The sequence below is a fragment of the Marinomonas ostreistagni genome, from assembly GCF_016461785.1.
Classification (GTDB): domain Bacteria; phylum Pseudomonadota; class Gammaproteobacteria; order Pseudomonadales; family Marinomonadaceae; genus Marinomonas; species Marinomonas ostreistagni_A.
The window spans coordinates 16,177-35,515 of record NZ_JAEMUH010000007.1 but is presented as its reverse complement, the minus strand read 5'-3'; the positions used below and the strand labels follow the sequence as shown (position 1 = coordinate 35,515).

22 protein-coding genes are annotated in these 19,339 nt (G+C 44.6%); 12 read left to right on the top strand and 10 right to left on the bottom strand.

Annotated features, from left to right (window positions below):
• Window positions 1–41: 41 nt before the first annotated feature.
• The 6 genes from ppc (at window position 42) to JHD44_RS08440 (ending at window position 6,152) form a co-directional block, all read left to right on the top strand.
• Window positions 42–2,675, top strand: coding sequence for a phosphoenolpyruvate carboxylase (ppc, locus tag JHD44_RS08465; protein WP_199462326.1), 2,634 nt, complete (start codon window positions 42–44; stop codon window positions 2,673–2,675).
• Window positions 2,676–2,901: 226 nt separating this feature from the next.
• Window positions 2,902–3,558, top strand: coding sequence for an adenylate kinase (gene adk / locus JHD44_RS08460; RefSeq protein ID WP_199462325.1), 657 nt, complete (start codon window positions 2,902–2,904; stop codon window positions 3,556–3,558).
• A 7-nt stretch (window positions 3,559–3,565) separates the two neighbouring features.
• On the top strand, window positions 3,566–4,273 hold the full coding sequence (tsaB, locus tag JHD44_RS08455) for a tRNA (adenosine(37)-N6)-threonylcarbamoyltransferase complex dimerization subunit type 1 TsaB (protein ID WP_199462324.1): 708 nt from the start codon (window positions 3,566–3,568) through the stop codon (window positions 4,271–4,273).
• A 3-nt stretch (window positions 4,274–4,276) separates the two neighbouring features.
• Window positions 4,277–5,086: an undecaprenyl-diphosphate phosphatase gene (locus JHD44_RS08450; protein WP_199462323.1), complete on the top strand. Its 810-nt coding sequence runs from the start codon at window positions 4,277–4,279 to the stop codon at window positions 5,084–5,086.
• A gap of 3 nt (window positions 5,087–5,089) precedes the next feature.
• Window positions 5,090–5,377 (top strand): hypothetical protein, encoded by a 288-nt coding sequence (locus JHD44_RS08445; RefSeq protein WP_199462322.1) that lies wholly within the window; start codon window positions 5,090–5,092, stop codon window positions 5,375–5,377.
• Complete coding sequence (locus tag JHD44_RS08440) at window positions 5,364–6,152, top strand: class I SAM-dependent methyltransferase (protein WP_199462321.1); 789 nt, start codon at window positions 5,364–5,366, stop codon at window positions 6,150–6,152. Before JHD44_RS08445 ends, JHD44_RS08440 begins: the two co-directional genes overlap by 14 nt.
• On the opposite strand, the gene JHD44_RS08435 is transcribed toward JHD44_RS08440, so the two are convergent.
• On the bottom strand, window positions 6,149–6,370 hold the full coding sequence (locus tag JHD44_RS08435; protein WP_199462320.1) for a SlyX family protein: 222 nt from the start codon (window positions 6,368–6,370) through the stop codon (window positions 6,149–6,151). The genes JHD44_RS08440 and JHD44_RS08435 overlap by 4 nt on opposite strands.
• A gap of 287 nt (window positions 6,371–6,657) precedes the next feature.
• On the opposite strand from JHD44_RS08435, the gene JHD44_RS19085 reads away from it, so the two are divergent.
• Entirely contained in the window at window positions 6,658–7,086 is a 429-nt protein-coding gene (locus JHD44_RS19085; protein WP_199462319.1) for a cold-shock protein, read from the top strand.
• Between the two features lie 40 nt (window positions 7,087–7,126).
• The gene (gene tpx / locus JHD44_RS08425; protein WP_199462318.1) at window positions 7,127–7,624 is read left to right on the top strand and encodes a thiol peroxidase; all 498 of its coding nucleotides are present in this window, start codon (window positions 7,127–7,129) and stop codon (window positions 7,622–7,624) included.
• A 70-nt stretch (window positions 7,625–7,694) separates the two neighbouring features.
• Here the strand turns inward: tpx and panD are convergent, their stop codons facing one another.
• From panD to dapE, 4 genes are read right to left on the bottom strand one after another with little or no spacing between them, the layout of a single operon-like run.
• Complete coding sequence (gene panD, locus JHD44_RS08420) at window positions 7,695–8,075, bottom strand: aspartate 1-decarboxylase (RefSeq protein WP_199462317.1); 381 nt, start codon at window positions 8,073–8,075, stop codon at window positions 7,695–7,697.
• A 36-nt stretch (window positions 8,076–8,111) separates the two neighbouring features.
• On the bottom strand, window positions 8,112–8,486 hold the full coding sequence (locus tag JHD44_RS08415; protein ID WP_199462316.1) for a hypothetical protein: 375 nt from the start codon (window positions 8,484–8,486) through the stop codon (window positions 8,112–8,114).
• Window positions 8,487–8,490: 4 nt separating this feature from the next.
• Window positions 8,491–8,766, bottom strand: coding sequence for a hypothetical protein (locus JHD44_RS08410; RefSeq protein ID WP_325097064.1), 276 nt, complete (start codon window positions 8,764–8,766; stop codon window positions 8,491–8,493).
• Between the two features lie 7 nt (window positions 8,767–8,773).
• Complete coding sequence (dapE, locus tag JHD44_RS08405) at window positions 8,774–9,913, bottom strand: succinyl-diaminopimelate desuccinylase (protein WP_199462315.1); 1,140 nt, start codon at window positions 9,911–9,913, stop codon at window positions 8,774–8,776.
• A 65-nt stretch (window positions 9,914–9,978) separates the two neighbouring features.
• Between dapE and JHD44_RS08400 the strand changes: the two genes are divergently transcribed.
• Window positions 9,979–10,191 (top strand): hypothetical protein, encoded by a 213-nt coding sequence (locus JHD44_RS08400; RefSeq protein ID WP_199462314.1) that lies wholly within the window; start codon window positions 9,979–9,981, stop codon window positions 10,189–10,191.
• Between the two features lie 2 nt (window positions 10,192–10,193).
• Here the strand turns inward: JHD44_RS08400 and JHD44_RS08395 are convergent, their stop codons facing one another.
• The 5 genes from JHD44_RS08395 to map form a co-directional block, all read right to left on the bottom strand.
• Complete coding sequence (locus JHD44_RS08395; RefSeq protein WP_199462313.1) at window positions 10,194–10,541, bottom strand: ArsC family reductase; 348 nt, start codon at window positions 10,539–10,541, stop codon at window positions 10,194–10,196.
• Between the two features lie 91 nt (window positions 10,542–10,632).
• A complete protein-coding gene (gene dapD / locus JHD44_RS08390; protein ID WP_199462312.1) occupies window positions 10,633–11,670 on the bottom strand; it encodes a 2,3,4,5-tetrahydropyridine-2,6-dicarboxylate N-succinyltransferase in 1,038 nt (345 codons plus the stop codon).
• 27 nt (window positions 11,671–11,697) lie between these two features.
• Window positions 11,698–12,891: a succinyldiaminopimelate transaminase gene (gene dapC / locus JHD44_RS08385; RefSeq protein WP_199462311.1), complete on the bottom strand. Its 1,194-nt coding sequence runs from the start codon at window positions 12,889–12,891 to the stop codon at window positions 11,698–11,700.
• 5 nt (window positions 12,892–12,896) lie between these two features.
• Complete coding sequence (gene glnD / locus JHD44_RS08380) at window positions 12,897–15,596, bottom strand: [protein-PII] uridylyltransferase (RefSeq protein ID WP_199462310.1); 2,700 nt, start codon at window positions 15,594–15,596, stop codon at window positions 12,897–12,899.
• Window positions 15,597–15,625: 29 nt separating this feature from the next.
• On the bottom strand, window positions 15,626–16,483 hold the full coding sequence (gene map / locus JHD44_RS08375; protein ID WP_199462309.1) for a type I methionyl aminopeptidase: 858 nt from the start codon (window positions 16,481–16,483) through the stop codon (window positions 15,626–15,628).
• Between the two features lie 324 nt (window positions 16,484–16,807).
• Here map and rpsB point away from each other — a divergent pair, with 324 nt between their 5' ends.
• The 3 genes from rpsB to pyrH all read left to right on the top strand — a co-directional run bounded on the left by rpsB (window position 16,808) and on the right by pyrH (window position 19,336).
• Window positions 16,808–17,542, top strand: coding sequence for a 30S ribosomal protein S2 (rpsB, locus tag JHD44_RS08370; RefSeq protein ID WP_199462308.1), 735 nt, complete (start codon window positions 16,808–16,810; stop codon window positions 17,540–17,542).
• A gap of 91 nt (window positions 17,543–17,633) precedes the next feature.
• Window positions 17,634–18,494, top strand: coding sequence for a translation elongation factor Ts (gene tsf, locus JHD44_RS08365; RefSeq protein WP_199462307.1), 861 nt, complete (start codon window positions 17,634–17,636; stop codon window positions 18,492–18,494).
• A 119-nt stretch (window positions 18,495–18,613) separates the two neighbouring features.
• Window positions 18,614–19,336 (top strand): UMP kinase, encoded by a 723-nt coding sequence (pyrH, locus tag JHD44_RS08360; RefSeq protein WP_199462306.1) that lies wholly within the window; start codon window positions 18,614–18,616, stop codon window positions 19,334–19,336.
• The last annotated feature ends 3 nt before the right edge of the window (window positions 19,337–19,339 follow it).

Sequence of the window (19,339 nt, the reverse complement as noted above, 5' to 3'; positions counted from 1 at the left end):
GCCAAGCTCGTTCATCGAGTGCATACACTATAAGGAGACGTATGGTGACCGATCGTCAGGCTTCATTACGAGAAAACGTGCGTTTGTTAGGGGATTGCTTAGGGGAAACCATGAGCAATCATTTGGGGGAAGACTTTTTAGACACGGTAGAAACCATTCGTCGTCTATCTAAAGATGGTCGTCAAAGTGGCGATTCCAGTGCCTTAATTCAAGCGTTAGAAGCGCTTGATGATCGTGACATTGTTCCGGTCGCTCGTGCGTTTAACCAGTTTTTAAACCTATCTAATATTGCAGAGCAATATCACCGTGTTCATCGTCGTCGCTCTAATGAAAGTAAAGGGATATACAAGAATCCTGTCGGGGATCTTTTACTACGCCTAAAAGAGCAAAACTTTACCTCTGAACAAATGGTCGAAGCGTTGCGAGATCAGGCAATAGACCTTGTCTTAACGGCGCATCCTACGGAAGTGGTCCGTCGCTCTTTAATTCGGAAATACGACAATATTTCTAATGAGCTTGAAGCGCTTGATAAAGACAATATTCTACCGCTTGAGCAAGAAAAGCATGTGCGTCGATTGAATGAAATCATTACTCAAGCATGGCATACCGATGAAATTCGTGACCAGCGGCCGACGCCTGTAGACGAGGCTAAATGGGGATTTGCCGTCATAGAGCAATCCTTATGGCAAGCGGTACCAATGTTCTTCCGTCACTTAGACGAGCAGTTTAAACAATACACAGGCGAAGAGCGGCTGCCGTTGGATTTAGCGCCTATTCGTTTTGCCACGTGGATGGGGGGAGATCGCGACGGTAACCCAAACGTTACCCATCAAGTCACAGAGGAAGTTGTCCTACTAGCGCGCTGGATGGCGACCGACTTATATCTTAAGGACTTAGTAGAGCTTCGAGCAGAGTTCTCCATGACAGAGTGCAATGCCGCGTTACGTGAACGAGTTGGAGATAGTACGCAACCTTATCGTGAAGTCATCCGCAGTCTTGAACGAAAAATGGAAGCCACAAAAGCATGGGCTCGTGCCCGCTTAGAAGGTCAATCAGTCTCTGATCAAGGCGTGCTGCTCGATAATACTGAACTGATGGCGGATTTGACGTTATGTTACCAGTCGCTATTGGACTGCGGCATGAAGGTGATCGCGAATGGTTCAGTGTTAGATTTAATTCGACGTGTTGCCACTTTTGGTATGACACTGGTTCGTTTGGATGTTCGTCAAGACGCGTCCAAGCATATTGAAGCGTTGTCAGCGATCACGCGCTTTTACGGCTTAGGGGATTACGCTGAGTGGGATGAGGCGTCGAGACAAGCCTTTCTGTTGGCGGAATTAAATTCAAAACGTCCTTTGTTGCCATCTGAGTGGTCGCCCGAGCCGATGGTCGAAGAAGTCCTGTCAACGTTTCGAACCATAGCCAATGGCTACCAGAATTCATTTGGCTCTTATGTTATTTCCATGGCCAGCGCGCCTTCAGATGTACTGGCTGTTGCCTTGCTTCTGAAAGAGTCTGGTGTGCGCTTCAATATGCGCATTGTGCCTTTGTTTGAAACCTTGGCAGACTTAGATAATGCCGAGCCTGTTATTGAGCAGCTATTCTCAATGCCATGGTACAAGTCTTACATCGCGGGGTATCAAGAAGTCATGATTGGCTACTCAGACTCGGCGAAAGATGCGGGTCAGATAGCGGCGACTTGGGGACAGTATCGCGCACAAGAAGCGCTGACCCGTCTGTGTGAAAAACATGGTGTGAGATTAACGTTGTTCCATGGCCGAGGAGGCACAGTGGGACGAGGTGGTGGTCCAGCTCATGTTGCTATTCTTTCTCAGCCGCCAGGCTCGGTACAAGGTGCCATTCGTGTTACCGAACAAGGAGAAATGATTCGCTTTAAATTTGGTATTCCGGATATCGCTGTACGTTCACTGGAGCTTTATTGTTCCGCTGTGATGGAAGCTTCTTTGATACCAGCACAAGCGCCGAAGGAAGAGTGGCGAGCTTTGATGGATGAAATGGCGGAAGAAGGAATGAATCAATACCGTTCCATCGTTCGAGGTCATGAGGATTTTGTACCGTATTTTCGTACCATCACTCCAGAGCAAGAGTTAGCGAAGCTGCCACTTGGTTCTCGACCTGCACGACGTCGCTCAGACGGTGGCGTTGAAAGTTTGCGGGCGATCCCTTGGATATTTGCTTGGATGCAAATCCGCTTGATGCTGCCTGCGTGGCTTGGCGCTGAGAGTGCGTTACAGCAAAGTGTTGAATCCGGTAACTTAGATCGTCTGCGTGAAATGCATAAACAGTGGCCCTTTTTTGGTGCTTATCTGGATATGTTGGATATGGTGCTAGCAAAAGCAGAGCCTGATATCGCAGAGTACTACGAGAAGCGTTTAGTGCCAGAGGAACTTCGAGGTTTAGGCTATTTGTTACGTCGTAAACTTTCTCAAGTTAGAGAGCTGGTCAAGCAAGTGAAGCAACAAGAACGTCTTATAGAAGATAACAAAACCATTCGACAATCTATTGATGTTCGCAACCCTTACATTGACCCATTACATTATCTGCAAGCGGAATTATTGCATCGTAGTCGGTTGGATGATGAGAATGTAGCAGTCAATAAGGCATTAATGATTACAATGGCAGGCATTGCCAGTGGCATGCAAAATACGGGCTAACTGGAAAAAATATCAAAAATACGTAATATAGCCTGCCTTAAAACCACAAAACGACAAGTTCGTTTGCAAATTTTGTGTAGGCTTCGGTATTCTAGCGGCCTCAAAATTATAATTAGCGGGTAATTGCGTGAGAGGTCGCTTTCTGTTTTTACGCTTGCCAGTGCTATAAATAGCCCTGGTTTATTACTCGCCGTGCCGACTTTACGCAGACTATTGGAGATAAATTATGCGAGTTATTTTGTTAGGAGCGCCAGGCGCAGGTAAGGGCACTCAGGCTCAGTTCATTACTGAAGAGTTTGGTATTCCACAAATTTCAACTGGCGACATGCTTCGTGCAGCAGTAAAAGCAGGCACTGAGCTTGGCTTGAAAGCAAAAGCGGTAATGGATGCAGGTCAGCTTGTGTCTGATGATATTATTATCGGTTTAGTAAAAGAGCGTCTTCAAGAAGCTGACTGTGAAAACGGTGCGCTATTTGATGGTTTTCCGCGCACAATTCCTCAAGCAGATGCTTTGAAAGAAGCAGGCGTTGCGATCGACTATGTTGTTGAAATCGACGTTGCGGATGAAGAGATCGTTCAGCGTATGAGTGGGCGTCGTGTACATGAAGCATCAGGCCGTACTTACCATGTGGTGTACAACCCACCAAAAGTGGAAGGCAAAGATGATGAAACAGGCGAAGACCTGATTCAGCGTGCAGACGATACTGAAGAAACAGTGCGTAGGCGTTTGTCTATTTACCACGATCAAACAGCGCCTCTGATTGGTTACTACCAAGCTTGGCAACAAGAAGATGCAGCGACAGCACCTAAGTTCGTGAAAGTGAACGGTGTTGGCGATCTAAACGAAATCAAACAAGGTTTGCTAGCAGCACTTAAGGCTTAATCTCGTAATGAGCGCAATTCTTGCTTTGGATACTTCAACGCCAGCTTGTTCCGTGGCGTTGATTCAAAATGGTGCTGTGCTGGAAGATTTCCGCATGGCTCCGCGTCAACATAATGATTTGATCCTACCTATGGTGGATCAGCTGTTGTCACAAGCTGGCTTAACACTGTCTCAGCTGGACGCTATTGCATTCGGTCGTGGTCCTGGTTCTTTTACCGGTTTACGTATCAGTGCTGGTGTCGTTCAGGGTCTTGCCTATGGTGCAGATTTACCTGTTGTGCCGGTTTCTACCTTGGCGGCTATGGCTCTTGAGGCGCATCAAGCGACTTACCATAACGATTGGCTTGCAGCTTTAGATGCACGAATGGGCGAAATCTATGTTGGTGGTTATCACATTGAGAAACAAAATGACTTTTGGGTGGCTCAGGAAACGTTTGCTGAACGAGTGATCGCACCTGATAATTTGATGGCTATTGAACAGGCATACCAAGGCGTTGGTTCTGGTTGGTTGTATCAAGATCGTTTAAATGAAGTGCTAGCAACACCTGCAACGGACGTTTTGCAGGATATTGCGCCACGTGCAGCATGTATTGCAGAGCTTGCCGCGTTTGACTTTTCTCAAGGTAAAACTGTCTCTGCGGAGCAAGCGTTACCCGTTTACCTACGAGACGAAATTACTTGGGAAAAGCAACCTGCCCGAATTGGTAAGCGATAGTTGATGTTTTGGTATCATGTAGTATTTCTTGCTTTAATTCAGGGGCTAACTGAGTTTCTGCCTGTTTCTAGTTCCGCGCATTTAATTTTACCTTCTCACATATTGGCGTGGCCTGATCAGGGATTGGCGTTTGATGTGGCTGTTCATGTTGGAACGCTGATAGCAGTAGTAAGTTATTTCTGGAGTGATATCTTCTCAATTCTAAAAGATTGGGTAGGCTCGTTAACGGGAAGTGCTAAAACGGATAACAGTCGTTTAGGATGGTGGGTTATTTATGCCAGTGTGCCTGCAATGATTGCAGGCGCAACTCTAAATGGACTAATTGAAAATAATCTTAGATCTATTGAGGTGATTGCCTACAGCACCATTGGGTTTGGTGTATTGCTATGGCTATCCGACCAATTTTTTAGCAAGTCAAAAAAATTGGAAGATTTAAAACTGTCTAATGTTGTCACGATTGGTATAGTACAGGCTTTAGCTTTAGTACCTGGTACTTCACGCTCAGGGATAACCATGACCGCAGCAAGATTTATGGGGTTTGATAGAGATTCTGCAGCGCGCTTTTCTTTCCTTCTTTCAATACCTATTATTTTGGCCGCCGGAGCATTCAAAGGTATTGAACTTTTAAGTGGAGATGCATTACATGCTGCTAATTGGAATATCATCTTTTGGGGTGTTGTGCTCTCTGCGTTAAGCGCCTATCTTTGTATACATCTGTTTTTGAAATGGCTCAACCAAATAGGGTTCCTGCCATTTATGTTATATCGATTGGCTTTGGGTGGATTCCTTCTTTGGCTGGTAAAGGTGAGTTGATTTATGAATGTTGGTAGCAATTTTCCTATCATCCCCCAAACTAACACCAACTATACCACTCGTTCTCAAACTTCAACGGTTGCTAGTCAGGGGAAATCTAGCAGTGGCAGCTTGCTACCCAGTACGATTGAGAGTTTTGAGCAAGCTTCAAGTTCAGACTCTGCGCGCTTTTTTAAAGTTGATGGCATGAGTGCTTTTGCTCAGCAAGCAATCACTGCATACCAATCGACAGAAGCATTATCTCCTAATAACCCACGTCACCAATTAATAGGTATCGATGTTTACGCCTAGTACTCTTGCCGTTGCATATCGCAATTCAGAAACGCACATTCGCGACTTAGCGCAGCGCTTACAGTTACCAAAATATCGGTTAACGAGTGAGCTTAAGTTTGTTACTGATTATGATTACCTGTTGATGCATCAAGATGATGCACTGGTGATAGCGAAAACTGGCAAGGGAGCACCAAAGCCTGTCTCGGTTGAGTTAGCAAGTGGAGCGGTGGATCATCGACGTAAATTTGGCGGTGGCAAAGGCCAAGATATTGCTAAAGCATGTGGTTTAACTAAGCGTCAAGGTTTAACCATCTTTGATGCAACAGCCGGGCTTGGACGTGATGCATTTGTGCTGGCGAGTTTAGGGTGCAACGTTACTCTTTATGAGCGAGTCGGGTTTGTCAGAGAATTGCTTTGTGATGGTGTAGATCGAGCAAAGATGGTAGTTGATATTGCTGATATTATGGAGCGTATCAGCTTGGCTCTAGATACGATATTTGAGGTTGAAGAGGAGGAGTGCGTTGACGTCGTTTATTTAGACCCAATGTTTCCTCATAATGATAAGTCGTCTGCTGCGGTTAAAAAAGAGATGGCTTTTTTCAGAGATCTCGTGGGTCATGATGCTGATGCAGACAGTTTATTGCCAAAAGCGATGCTTTTGGCGCGATATCGAGTGGTCGTAAAGCGGCCAAAGGGTGCCCCTTACCTGAATGGCGAAGAGCCATCTTTTCGCTTAGATGGCAAATCCGGACGTTTTGATATTTATGTAAAGCGCTCGCTAGATCATAATTAATAGTGTGGTGGCTTTTCGATGGCGCTGTTAATGCCTGAACCCGAATTTTGTCTTTGGTCCTCTAGTCGCTTGGCAAGCAGTTTGACTTGTTCTTTCAGCAGGAGAAGATCTTGTTGCTGTCGAGTCAAGGCGCTATTTAGTTCGTCAATCGTTTCTTCTTGAAATTGGCTTTTGATTTCAAGTTCGTCGATTTTGTTTAATAAGTCTAAGGTATTCATAGATGGCTGCTATATGGTAGTCTTCTAATGTGCTAAGTACTTAATAATCTTTACCAATTCAGATTTCTGGTATGTGTCATATAAGTATTTTGGCGTGATTTTTGCTGACATTTCTATGCTTTAATAAGTTGTTTATGGTGATGTCTTGATTAAATTTCAATGGATAGTAGGCTCTTTTTTGATAGTGAGTATTGTTTGGAGTTTAATTTAAGTGCACTGCTACACTAAGTCAGTATACATTTAGGAATTTATAACAAAAAATTAGTAAACATATTCAAGGAACTACCATGTTTTTATCAGTACGTGCTTTATTAGTCAGTCTTATATTTGCCCTTGTAACACCTCTAATTATTGCGCCTTTGGTTAAGGCTGAAATTGGAGAGTATTACGTTATTTATTTTCTTGTGACATTCATTACCGTATACCTTGGTTCAGTGTTGTCTAATGCCAGTGCGGGTGAGCGTTCAGAATCTTCTGATGACGTGCACACTGAGGAAGAAAATGACGATCGTGAGTTAGGTACAGTTAAGTGGTTTAATTCTTCTAAGGGATTTGGTTTCCTTACGATGGATAACGGTGATGATGTGTTTGTGCATTACCGTGCAATCCGAGGTCGTGGTCGACGCTTCCTGATCGAAGGGCAGAAAGTTCGTTTCACCGTTACAGAAGGTGAAAAAGGTAAGCAAGCGGAAAACGTTTCCATTGTAAAAAGTTAAAAACGATGCAGTGAATCGCATCATCTTAAGAGAGGACATTATGGCAACAGTAACATTACAAGGTAACTCATTTGAAACAATCGGTGAATTACCTAAAGTGGGTTCAAATGCAGTCAATTTTGAACTAGTTAAAACGGATTTATCTACAACTTCTCTTGCTGACTACGCTGGCAAGAAACTAGTGCTTAATATTTTTCCATCTGTCGATACCGGTGTTTGTGCTACATCTGTACGTAAGTTTAATGAAGCATTATCAAGTCTTGAGAATACTGTAGTTCTTTGTGTGTCGGCAGACCTTCCTTTTGCTGCTGCACGCTTTTGTGGCGCAGAAGGTCTGGAAAACGTAGAGTCAGGCTCAAGCTTCCGCTCTTCGTTTGGTAAAGACTACGGTGTAGAGTTTACAACAGGTCCATTGACTGGGTTGCTTTCTCGTTCGGTAGTTGTAATCAATGAGCAAGGTGAGGTGGTATACACTGAGCAGGTAGCTGAGACAGCAGAAGAGCCTGATTATGAAGCGGCATTGGCAGCGACTAAATAAGCCTCATTAGCAGCATATGACAAAAAAGGTCGCTTTAGCGACCTTTTTTTATTTCTGTTATGGTCGATTATCAGTCGACTTGAACAGGTATTGTATTCGCCGTGCGTTCAACCGTATTGTCTTTGTTGCAATATACTAATTTGGGCTTAAAGTTGTTTGCTTCTGCTTCATCCATCTGTGCGTAGGCAGCGATAATCACTCGATCGCCAACTTGTACTCGTCTTGCTGCGGCGCCATTCATAGAAATTGTCCCTGAACCGGCCTCCGCTAAAATTACATATGTATGGAAGCGCTCACCATTATCTACATTATAGATATCAATTTTTTCAAACTCACGTAAACCCGCAAGCTTCACCAAGTCGCTATCGATCGCACATGAGCCGTCGTACCATAGCTCAGCTTGGGTTACAGATGCCATGTGAAGTTTGCCTTTCAGCATAGTAATTTGCATAAAAATTCTCTTATTCTGGATGTGTTCGTGGCTGGATTAGCGCCAAATGTAAGGGCCTTCACCATGATCGTTGATTCGCCACCAAAGGTCAGGGTCGTCTTGACCGTCTTCCTGCCATCCTTGATAGTTGCATCGCACTTCACAATTAAGTTTTTCAAAAGCATACCTTGCGCAATCCATATCGCTCTCCCATGGGGTTCGATCAGAATCAAACCATATGGATGTAAAGCGTTTTCCAGCAGCTTTCTCTAATATTGTGACGGGGATACTGTGTCCATTAAAGGTAAGTGTTACTTTGATGGAAGCGTCGCTGGAAGTACGCACCTCATTTACAGAGAAGTCTTGTTCCAGCCAACGTATGATGCGATCAGTCGGGCAGGACAGCAGATAGATTTCGATATCAGGCTGCATCGGATTAATCCTTCTTATTTAACATGTGATAGATGCGTAAAACACTCATGGATAGATAGCCAACCAATGACCAAAGTACACCGGCAGCAGCTAAGGCCAGACCAACTAGAGCAATGATTTCACGTTGAATGGAGTCAACCACGAGATTGTTAGCGACGAATATCATGAGTACACCGAATGCAAACAGCAAGCCTCCCTGAATCAACTTAATAAGTGCTAGCTTAGGGTTTCTGCCAAGCTTCATGGCCAAAGAATGAATGAAGGAGGTTGCTTTGCTCACGATGGGCCTATTTTGCCATCAAGTTCGTTAAAATGCGCTGATAAATTAGGGAAAGTTGATTCAAACTTTCCGCATCAACGCATTCATTGATTTGATGTATTGTGGCGTTAATTGGACCTAATTCGACGACTTGTGTACCCATTTTTGCGATAAAGCGTCCATCTGATGTGCCTCCTGAAGTTGAAAGTTCTGGAGTGATATCTACCGTGTTTTGAACAGCGTCTACAATCGCGTCGACTAACTCGCCTGGTTTGGTCAGGAATGGTAGGCCGTTGTAAGTCCACTCGACGTCATATTTAAGCTCATGTTTATCTAGAATGTCGGTTACCTTTCCCTTCAAATCATCGAAAGTAAGCTCCGAGGAAAAGCGGAAATTGAATTGAGCGTTAAGCTTGCCAGGCACAACATTGGTTGCACCAGTACCGGCATGAATATTAGAAACTTGGAAGCTAGTTGGTGGGAAGAAGTCATTGCCATCATCCCATTTTGTGCTGGCAAACTCTGCTAGTGCTGGCGAGGCTAGATGAATTGGATTAACGGCAAGGTGCGGATAGGCGACATGACCCTGCTTACCATAGATAGTTAGGTCTCCGCTGAATGAGCCGCGACGGCCATTCTTTATAATATCGCCTAGCGTTTTGGTGCTAGAAGGTTCGCCAACAATGCACCAGTCCACTTTTTCTTCGCGTGCCATGAGTGCATCCACAACGCGGGTTGTACCATCTACAAACGGGCCTTCCTCATCACTTGTTATCAAAAATGAAATTTGACCATTGTGATTTGGATGTTCTGCTACAAAGTTTTCTACCGCTGTAACCATTGCAGCAAGACTGCCTTTCATGTCTGCTGCGCCACGACCGAAAAGTACGCCATCTATGATTTCTGGCTTGAATGGAGATACTTTCCATTCGGACTCGGGGCCTGTTGGTACCACATCTGTGTGGCCAGCAAAGCAGAGGTTAGGGCCATCTGAGCCACGTTTAGCGTAAAAGTTTTTCACATCACCAAACGGCATGCGTTCAATTTTAAAGCCAATTTTTTCTAAACGCTCGATCATCAGGTCTTGGCAGCCTGCGTCTTCAGGTGTGACAGATGGTCGTGAAATTAAATCTAGTGCAAGTTCTAGTGTTGGCGTAAGTTGAGTCATTCTTTACCTTTGCAACATGTTTGGTTACCTTACCAAGTATCTCAGAGCCTGATAAGGATGACATAATGAAATTCAGTTTGCTTGGCTTGCTAGCGTGTTTGTTGGCCGGATGCTCATTGCTTGGCGGGTCAAAGTCCCTCACTCAGGAAGCATATTATGTTCCTGTTGTTACTTCTGATCGACCTACGAATATGGCACCTAAAGCCTACCCAGTTCATCGTTCAGACGCCCCGAATACATCTGAGAGAGCTTATTATATTCCGGTGATTACTGAATAAGGTTATTGTTTAAAGATAGCGTTGTAGTCAGCTTCTTTAAAGCCTAGAGTTAGAGACTGATTGTGATCAAGCAGTGGCCGTTTAATGATGGCTGGTTGCTCAAGTAATACTTCTACTGCTGTCTGATCGCTCATAGCGGCTTGCGTTTCTGGTGTTAGCTTTCGCCAAGTGGTTCCGCGTTTATTTACAATCGCTTCCCAGCCAAGTTGCTCGATCCAGCGAGTTAGTAACTCTCGATCTAAGCCGTCTTTACGGTAATCATGAAAGGTATACTCAATATTGCGTTCATCAAGCCAGCGAAATGCTTTCTTCATGGTGTCACAGTTTTTGATGCCGTAAATAGTAGTCATGTTCTAGTCCTATTATTCGCCATGCTTCTCTTTAGTCAAAAGAATGGCGAAGCTCTTACAAGAGCTTCGCCATTGGTATGAACTAATGGTATTAGTTGTGTGCGTGTAGTGCTTCGTTTAGAGCAATCGCTGTTTTGTTTGTCTTACATTCGATCGCACCTGTTTCTGAGTTACGACGGAATAGAAGATCAGACTGACCAGATAGCTCACGAGCTTTAACAACAGAAACGACTTCGTTGTTTTCATCTAGTACCGCAACCTTAGAGCCAGCAGTAATGTAAAGGCCTGACTCCACTGTACAGCGATCACCAAGACCGATGCCGATACCAGCGTTTGCACCAATTAGACATTCTTCACCCACTGCGATCACGATGTTACCGCCACCAGAAAGTGTGCCCATTGTTGAACAGCCACCGCCAAGGTCAGAGCCGTTACCCACAACAACGCCCGCAGAAATACGACCTTCAACCATGCTAGTACCTAGAGTACCTGCGTTGAAGTTTACGAAGCCTTCGTGCATAACTGTTGTGCCTTCACCAAGGTGAGCACCAAGACGAATGCGAGCTGCATCACCGATACGAACGCCTGTAGGTACGACGAAGTTCGCCATTTTAGGGAACTTGTCTACACTGAATACCTCGATAGTACGGCCTTCCATGCGAGCGCTTAGTTGACGATCAGCCAATTCACGTACATCGATAGGGCCTTCGCTGGTCCATGCAGTATTCACTAGAAGGCCAAACATGCCGTCAAGTTTAGTGTTGTGTGGTTGAACTTGGCGATGTGAGATTAGCTGTAGTTTCAAGTACACTTCAGCTGGGTTAGCTGGCGCTTCATCTGTGTCTAATACACAAAGAACTACTGGCTGTGAAGAAGGCTTAAGGCGTGATGCACGTTCCGCTAATTCAATGTGGCCAGCTTTAAGTAAAGCAAGGTGCAGACGGTTTAGGTCGCTTTCGTCTAGTACTAGTGTAGCGTTGCCACCTTCGTAGTTGGTGCTTTCTTTCACTGCAGCAATGATGCTTTGCTCTGGAGAAACAAGTGGCGATGGGTAGAAAACTTCTAACCAAGTACCTTCTTTGTTTTGTGTGCCAATGCCAAGGCCAATTGCAAAAGTAGAGTCGCTCATTAGAGTAAGTGCTCCTAAAAATAGATATTAAAGGTTTTGGTGTTTTTTCATAAAACGTGCAATGCGCTGAGCAGCTTCAACGCATTCAGATTCTTCCGCGACAAGAGCCATGCGGACATGGTTTTGCCCAGGGTTTCGGCCGTTTACTTCGCGACCAAGGTAACTACCAGGAAGAACTAAAACAGATTCTTCTTGGTAAAGTTTGATGCAGAAATCCTCATCGCTCATCGGCAGTTTGGGCCACAGATAAAAACCAGCTTCTGGTTTCTCGACAGCCATAACAGGTGTGAGAATCTCTAATACTTGATCAAATTTACGGCCATAAATTTCGCGGTTATTGGCAACATGCTCTTCATCGTTCCATGCTGTGATGGAAGCCATTTGATGATGAAGAGGCATCGCGCAGCCATGGTAAGTACGGTATTGCAAAAATGGCTTAAGCAGTTTTGCGTCCCCAGCAACAAACCCTGAACGAAGTCCAGGTAGGTTTGAGCGCTTTGATAGCGATTGGAAGATTAGGCAATTGTCGTAATCGTCATTGCCAAGCTGCACGCAGGCGTCCAGTAGTCCAAGTGGTTTCTCTTCAAAATAAATCTCCGAGTAACATTCATCGGCAATGATGGCAAAATTGAATTGCTTGGCTTTTTCGAGTAGGAAACGGTATTCGTCTAGTGTCGTTACTGAGCCTGCAGGATTGTTAGGAGAGCAAACGAATAGCACTTCACAGCGTGCCCACACGTCCTCAGAAACTGCTTGATAGTCGATTTTGTATTGATTTTCTGCATCACATGGTAAGTAATGCAGCTCAGCACCAGCAAGTATTCCAGCGCCCTCGTAAATTTGGTAGAACGGATTCGGACTCACTACTAGAGGGCTTTGCTTCTCACCGACTAGGGCCTGAGTAATGGCAAACAGTGCTTCCCTTGTACCGGTTACAGGTAGTACTTGCGTATCTGCGTTTAGCTCGTTCAAGTTGAAACGTTTAATGGCCCAGCTAGAGATGGCTTCACGAAGGCTGCTCTCCCCTTTCGTCAATGGGTACTTTGACACGCCATCCAATGCATTTTTAAGAGTTTCTAGCACGATGCTTGGAGCATCGTGTTGTGGCTCGCCAATGGTTAACTTAATCAATGGTAAGTCAGCGTTAGGTGTGACAGAAGTAAGCAGATCAGCAAGCTTCTGAAATGGGTATGGGTGTAAAGAATGGATCAGGGGGTTCATGTAATTTAGTGTTCCGTAGCTTGAGAAAAACGGTCAATACTGTTTTTTAGGGCTTCACAAATGTGCATCATTCGTACGCTATCTGCGATTAAATCACCATTCTCTTCGGTAATGTAGAAGGTGTCTTCTACTCGCTCGCCCAGCGTAGCAATCTTAGCTTTATGCAGCATCAGGTCATGCTCCATAAAGAATTGGCCTATAAGTGCGAGTAGGCCAGGGCGGTCCGGAGCTGTGACCTCTAAAGCAGACCACACTTCTTCAGGTTGACTAACAAATTGAACCGTAGAAGGCGCGTTAAATATTTTTAAGTGTCTAGGTGTAAAACGCTTAATCACACTTTCGTACAATGAAGGTGAATCAAGTTGCTCAATTAGGGTTTTTTTCATGAGTTCAATACGCTCATGATCAAGGTGCAAATTCACATCATTGCTTTCAGAGCTATCCATTACAACAAACGTATCGAGGCTGTAATTGTCTGTTGTGGTGCTGATTTTTGCATCTAAAATATTTAGCCCCATTTGTTCAAACAATGCGGCAGTGACAGCAAATAGGTGACTAGCTATAGGTGTATAAATGAAAACCTTGCTGGCTCCTGAGAAGTTTCGTCCACCAAGAGGGCTAATGGCAACCAATGGTTTGGTGCTTGGGCGATGAAGTAGAATCGCTTCTGTGTTCCAAGCGATTTCCTCGCCATTTGAGCGAATGAAGTATTCATCTTCGATATCGTCCCAGATTTTTTCAGCTTCCATAATGTCAACATTACGCTCGATCAGTATCTCTAGCGCACGTTGTTTATGTTCATCGCTTTGCATATCGGCATCAATCGGGGAGTCTAATCCACGGCGTAGAGCGCGTTTTGTTTCTAGGTACAGCTGTCGCATTAGAGATGCTCTCCAGCTATTCCACATAGTCGGGTTGGTCGCGTTTATGTCCGCTACGGTCAGTAAGAAAAGGTAGTCCAGCCGCTCCTGATTTTTAACAATGCTGGCGAATTCCCAGATTACCTCAGGGTCAGAAATGTCCTTACGTTGTGCAGTGACCGACATTAATAAGTGATGTCGAACTAGCCACTCAATTAACTCTGTTTCATGTTTGCTTAACCCATGTCTTTCACAGAAGTCCCTTGCGTCCACACAGCCAAGTTCCGAATGATCTCCACCTCGTCCTTTTGCTATGTCGTGGTAAAGCCCCGCAATATAAAGTAGCTCGACTTTGGCAACGTGACGAATCGCCTGAGAGGAAATAGGGAATAATGAGCGACTTTCAGGTAACCAAAAGCGGCGCAGGTTTTCGACGAGTTGTAAGGTGTGAGCATCGACAGTGTAAATATGGAAAAGGTCATGCTGCATTTGGCCAATAATGGCGCCGAATTCTGGTAGGTAGCGACCTAAAAGTCCAATATGCTTCATTGAGCGTAGAACGCTTGTCATGCGGTAGCGGCTGGCTACAATGTCGAGAAATAGGGCGGTATTTACTGGGTCATTACGATAAGACTCATCCACCATATCAAGGTTATCCCTAAGAGCGCGCATTGTATTGGCTCTAATGCCAGTAATATCTCCACGCTCGCCCATGATTTTATACATTTCTAGCATTGCAGATGGCGTTTTGGTGAACGTTTCGCTATCACGTACTTCTAGCTGACCATTGGTTATTTGAAAGCGCTCATTAATGGTCTCAATGCTTGGAGTAGGTTCTAGGCTTAAAAAAGACTCTTCAAAATGTTGTAATAACAAGTCGTTAAGTTGCTGGATTGCTGCAACACTTTGGTAATAACCTTGCATGAAGCGTTCGACATTGCGTTTCAAGTCTTCATCATCAAAGCCAAATTCTTTAGCTAATGTACGTTGGTGATCAAACAGCAGACGGTCTTCTTTTCGTCCTACGATGGTATGAAGGGCCCAGCGAATACGCCAAAGATGAGAAACGGCACCCTTGATTTGGGTGTATTCATCTTCTGACAGAAATTGTTTTTCGATCAATGCGCTAAGGCGATGGGTATGCAGGTGGCGTTTTGCTACCCAGTCAATGACTTGCATATCGCGAAGGCCGCCAGGGCATTCTTTTAGGTTCGGCTCTAGGTTGTATGCTGTGTTTTGATACTTGGCATGGCGTTCTTTTTGCTCGGCTAGCTTTGCACGATAAAAAGATTGGCCGTCCCACATGTGGTTCACATCGATCTTTAACTTAAGGTTTGCTAGAAGCTCAGAATCACCGAATAAAGTTCTAGATTCGATAAGGTTGGTGATCACTGTGATGTCACTTGCGGCTAGCTCTGCGCATTCTGTAATGGTGCGAACTGCATGACCAACATCCAGCTTGAGATCCCAAAGGAATGTGATAAACGCTTCTATCTCTTCAGTGGGGGGCGCGCAGTCGTCCTTCAATAATATAAGTAGATCAATGTCTGACTTAGGGTGAAGTTCACTGCGTCCGTAGCCACCTACAGCGATCATTGCGACTGACGAGGCTTTATGTAAGCCCGCACGTATCCATGCTGCGCTCATGACCTCGTCATAGAGGCCTGATAACCCTTTTACAAGCTTCTCGATGGGATAAAGATCATGGAAAAGATCATTGTAAGCCTTTGTCTTTTCAGTGATGAGCTCTCGAAAGTGTTTGGCATTGGTTTTTGTGGACGCCAATATTTCTTTTTCATTATCACTAAACAAAGGTGGTGCATCAGGAAAAGCAGGAAAGTCCATGTCAGGCCTCTTCGTTAGAAATACTTTCGTTACAGAGAAATGTTGTCATCTGGGCGTAAGGTAAGTATTTCTACTCCTTCAGCAGTAACCATTAAGGTGTGTTCGTATTGGGCGGATAAACGACCGTCTTTGGTTTTTGCGATCCAGTTATCTGGACCAGTGTGCTTAACCTGTTTTTTACCAGCATTAACCATTGGTTCGATAGTAAAGGTCATGCCTTCTTCCAGAATGACGCCGGTTCCTGGGCGACCGTAGTGAGCAACTTGAGGCTCTCCATGAAAGGTGGTTCCAATACCGTGTCCACAGTACTCTTCAACAATTGAGTAGTGGTTTTTGTGTGCGAAATCAGAAATTGCAGCACCAATATCGCCTAAACGAACGCCCGGTTTAACCATTTTGATGGCTAGATAAAGGCTTTCTTGAGTGATTTTGCATAAGCGCTCAGCATGGGGTAGAGCAGGGCCTGCAAAGAACATCTTGCTCGTATCACCGTAGTAGCCATCTTTAATGATGGTGATATCGATATTAACGATATCACCCTTTTTGAGCGCTTTGTCGTTGGGAATGCCGTGGCAGATAACATCGTTTACAGATGTGCAACAAGATTTAGGAAAGCCGTGGTAGTTTAACGGTGCAGGGATCGCCCCCTGTTCATTGACAATGTAGTTGTGCGCAATGATATCCAGTTCATCAGTGGTAACGCCAGGTACAACAAACGGCTCTAGCATAGTAAGTACTTCGCCTGCTAGCTTTCCAGCAATGCGCATGCCTTCAATATCACTGATGTCGGTAAAGCGAGTAGCAGCAGTGCGAGGAGTCCAGTGAGGGACTTCAGTGCGGCCGTTTTTTGTTAGTTCTTTTACTTTCTGTAGAATTTCGTTGCTCATAATAAAACTGTCTTGAAACTTTAATAATCTGAGAATGACAATATTCTACATGACTTGCTCATGTTATTCGCCCTGACTTTAGAAAAAAACATGAACATTGAATAAAAGAGCAAGGATTAACTGCTTTTGTATAATGCAGTTTTGTGGTATAAAACGCCCGCTTTAGCTTCTTTGTGAAGTGTAAGCTAAATTTATTCAATCTAACGACCTTGTTGCCTACTTAAAAATAGACACTCTGGGGTGCCTGAAATTGCTTTAAATTTCATACGGCTGAGTGGCTAGGGCTAACAAGTTAACTTAACCCAAAATTTGAAGGATAGTAAAATGCCTACAGTTTCTATGCGCGACCTGCTTCAGGTTGGTTCACACTTTGGTCACCAAACTCGTTACTGGAACCCAAAAATGAAGCCTTTCATTTTTGGTGCTCGTAACAAGATCCATATCATCAATCTTGAGCACACAGTGCCAGCTCTTAACGAAGCTCTTGAGCTAGTTAAAAAAATGGCTGAGAACAAAAACAAAGTTTTGTTCGTAGGTACTAAGCGCGCTGCATCTAAAACAGTTGCTGAGCAAGCGTCTCGCGCTGGTATGCCATACGTTAACCACCGTTGGTTAGGTGGTATGTTGACTAACTACAAAACGATTCGCGCTTCTATCAAGCGTCTACGTGATCTTGAAGGTCAGCAAAACGATGGTACTTTCGAAAAGCTAACTAAGAAAGAAGCGCTAATGCGTTCTCGTGAACTTGAAAAGCTAGAGCGTTCTCTAGGTGGTATCAAGGACATGGGCGGTCTTCCTGACGTTCTTTTCGTAATTGACGTTGATCACGAGCGTATTGCGATTAAAGAAGCTAACAAGCTTGGTATCCCTGTTATCGGTATCGTTGATACTAACAGCGATCCTGATGGTGTTGATTACGTAATTCCTGCAAACGACGACGCAATCCGTGCAGTTCAGTTGTACGTTTCTGCATTCGCTGACGCATCTCTAGAAGGTCGTGCGGCAGCAGCTGGTAGTGCTGACGAGTTTGTTGAAGTAAGCGAAGCTACTGAAGCGTAATAGACGGCTCTAACGAGTTTGTTTTTATAAAAGGGAGAGAGTGAGCTCTCTCCTTTTTTTTAAATTTTGTTATCGTACAAGGGGAATTGACATGGCCGCAGTATCTGCAGCAATGGTAAAAGAACTACGTGAACGTACTGGCCTAGGCATGATGGAGTGTAAAAAAGCTCTAACTGCAGCTGGTGGCGACATTGAAGTAGCGATCGAAGAGCTACGTAAATCTAGTGGTATGAAAGCAGCTAAGAAAGCTGGTCGTACTGCTGCCGAAGGTACTATCATCATGAAAGTTGCTGATGATAACTCTTACGGTGTATTGGTTGAAGTTAACTCTGAAACTGACTTTGCAGCACGTGACGAAGGCTTCCTTGCTTTCGCTAATAAAGTTGCTGACGCTGTTTTTGCATCAAAAGAAACTGACATGGCTGCTGTGATCTCTGGTGAAATGCTAGAAGCTCGCGAAGCGCTTGTACAGAAAATCGGTGAAAACATCACTCCACGTCGCGCAGTAGTTGTTGAAGGTGGTTTGGTTGCAGGTTACCTACACAGCAACGGTCAGATCGCTTCTCTAGTTCAGCTAGAAGGTGGTAGCGAAGAGCTTGCTAAAGACGTTGCGATGCACGTAACGGCTGTTAACCCACGTGTTGTTCGTGGTGAAGACATGCCGGCAGAAGTTCTTGCTAAAGAAGAAGAGATCATCCGTGCTCAGCCAGATATGGCTGGTAAGCCTGCTGAGATCGTTGACAAAATGATCGGTGGTCGTATTAAGAAATTCTTGGCTGAAAACAGCCTAAATGACCAGCCATTCGTTAAGAACCCAGAAGTTAAAGTTGGCCAACTAGCGAAAGACGCTGGCGCAACAGTTACTTCTTTCGTTCGTATCGAAGTAGGTGAAGGTATCGAAGTTGAAGAAACAGACTTCGCTGCTGAGGTTGCTGCTCAACTTAAAGGCTAATCGCTAAAAGTTTTGAGTATGATAAGGGGCAGCTAGACTGCCCCTTTTTATGAATAGCCTATTGAGGTAGCGTTGTATTCGCCTCAATAATTACTTCTCACCATTACCGGAGGTTCTAAATGCCTAAAGAAACGAATCCAAAATACAAACGCATTTTGTTGAAATTAAGTGGCGAAGCGCTACAAGGCGATGAGACCTTTGGTATTGACCCAAAAGTACTAAGCCGTATTGCACTAGAGATTGGTCAGCTTCGCGGGATCGGTGTGGAAGTCGGGATTGTTATCGGTGGAGGTAACTTATTCCGCGGTCAGGCGCTTAGTCAAGCTGGTATGGATCGGGTGACTGGTGACCATATGGGTATGCTGGCAACGGTTATGAATGCGTTAGCAATGCGTGATGCGTTAGAGCGTGCAAATATCTCTACCCGCGTTATGTCTGCTATTACAATGACTGGGATCGTAGAGCCGTATGATCGTCGTCGTGCAATGCGTCACCTCAAAGATGGCGATGTTGTGATTTTCTCCGCTGGTACTGGTAATCCGTTCTTTACGACAGACTCTGCCGCATGTTTGCGCGGTATCGAAATTGACGCGGATGTGGTTCTGAAAGCAACCAAAGTAGACGGTGTGTACTCTGCTGATCCAATGAAGGATCAAAATGCAGTGAAATATGTTACATTAAGCTACGATGAAGTTTTGGAAAAACAGTTAGGTGTCATGGATTTAACTGCTATCTGTCTTACTCGCGACCATCAAATGCCAGTTCGAGTATTTAACATGAATAAGCCAGGCGCTCTGATTAATATCATGACCGGTGGCGACGAAGGTACCGTTATTAAGTGAGGA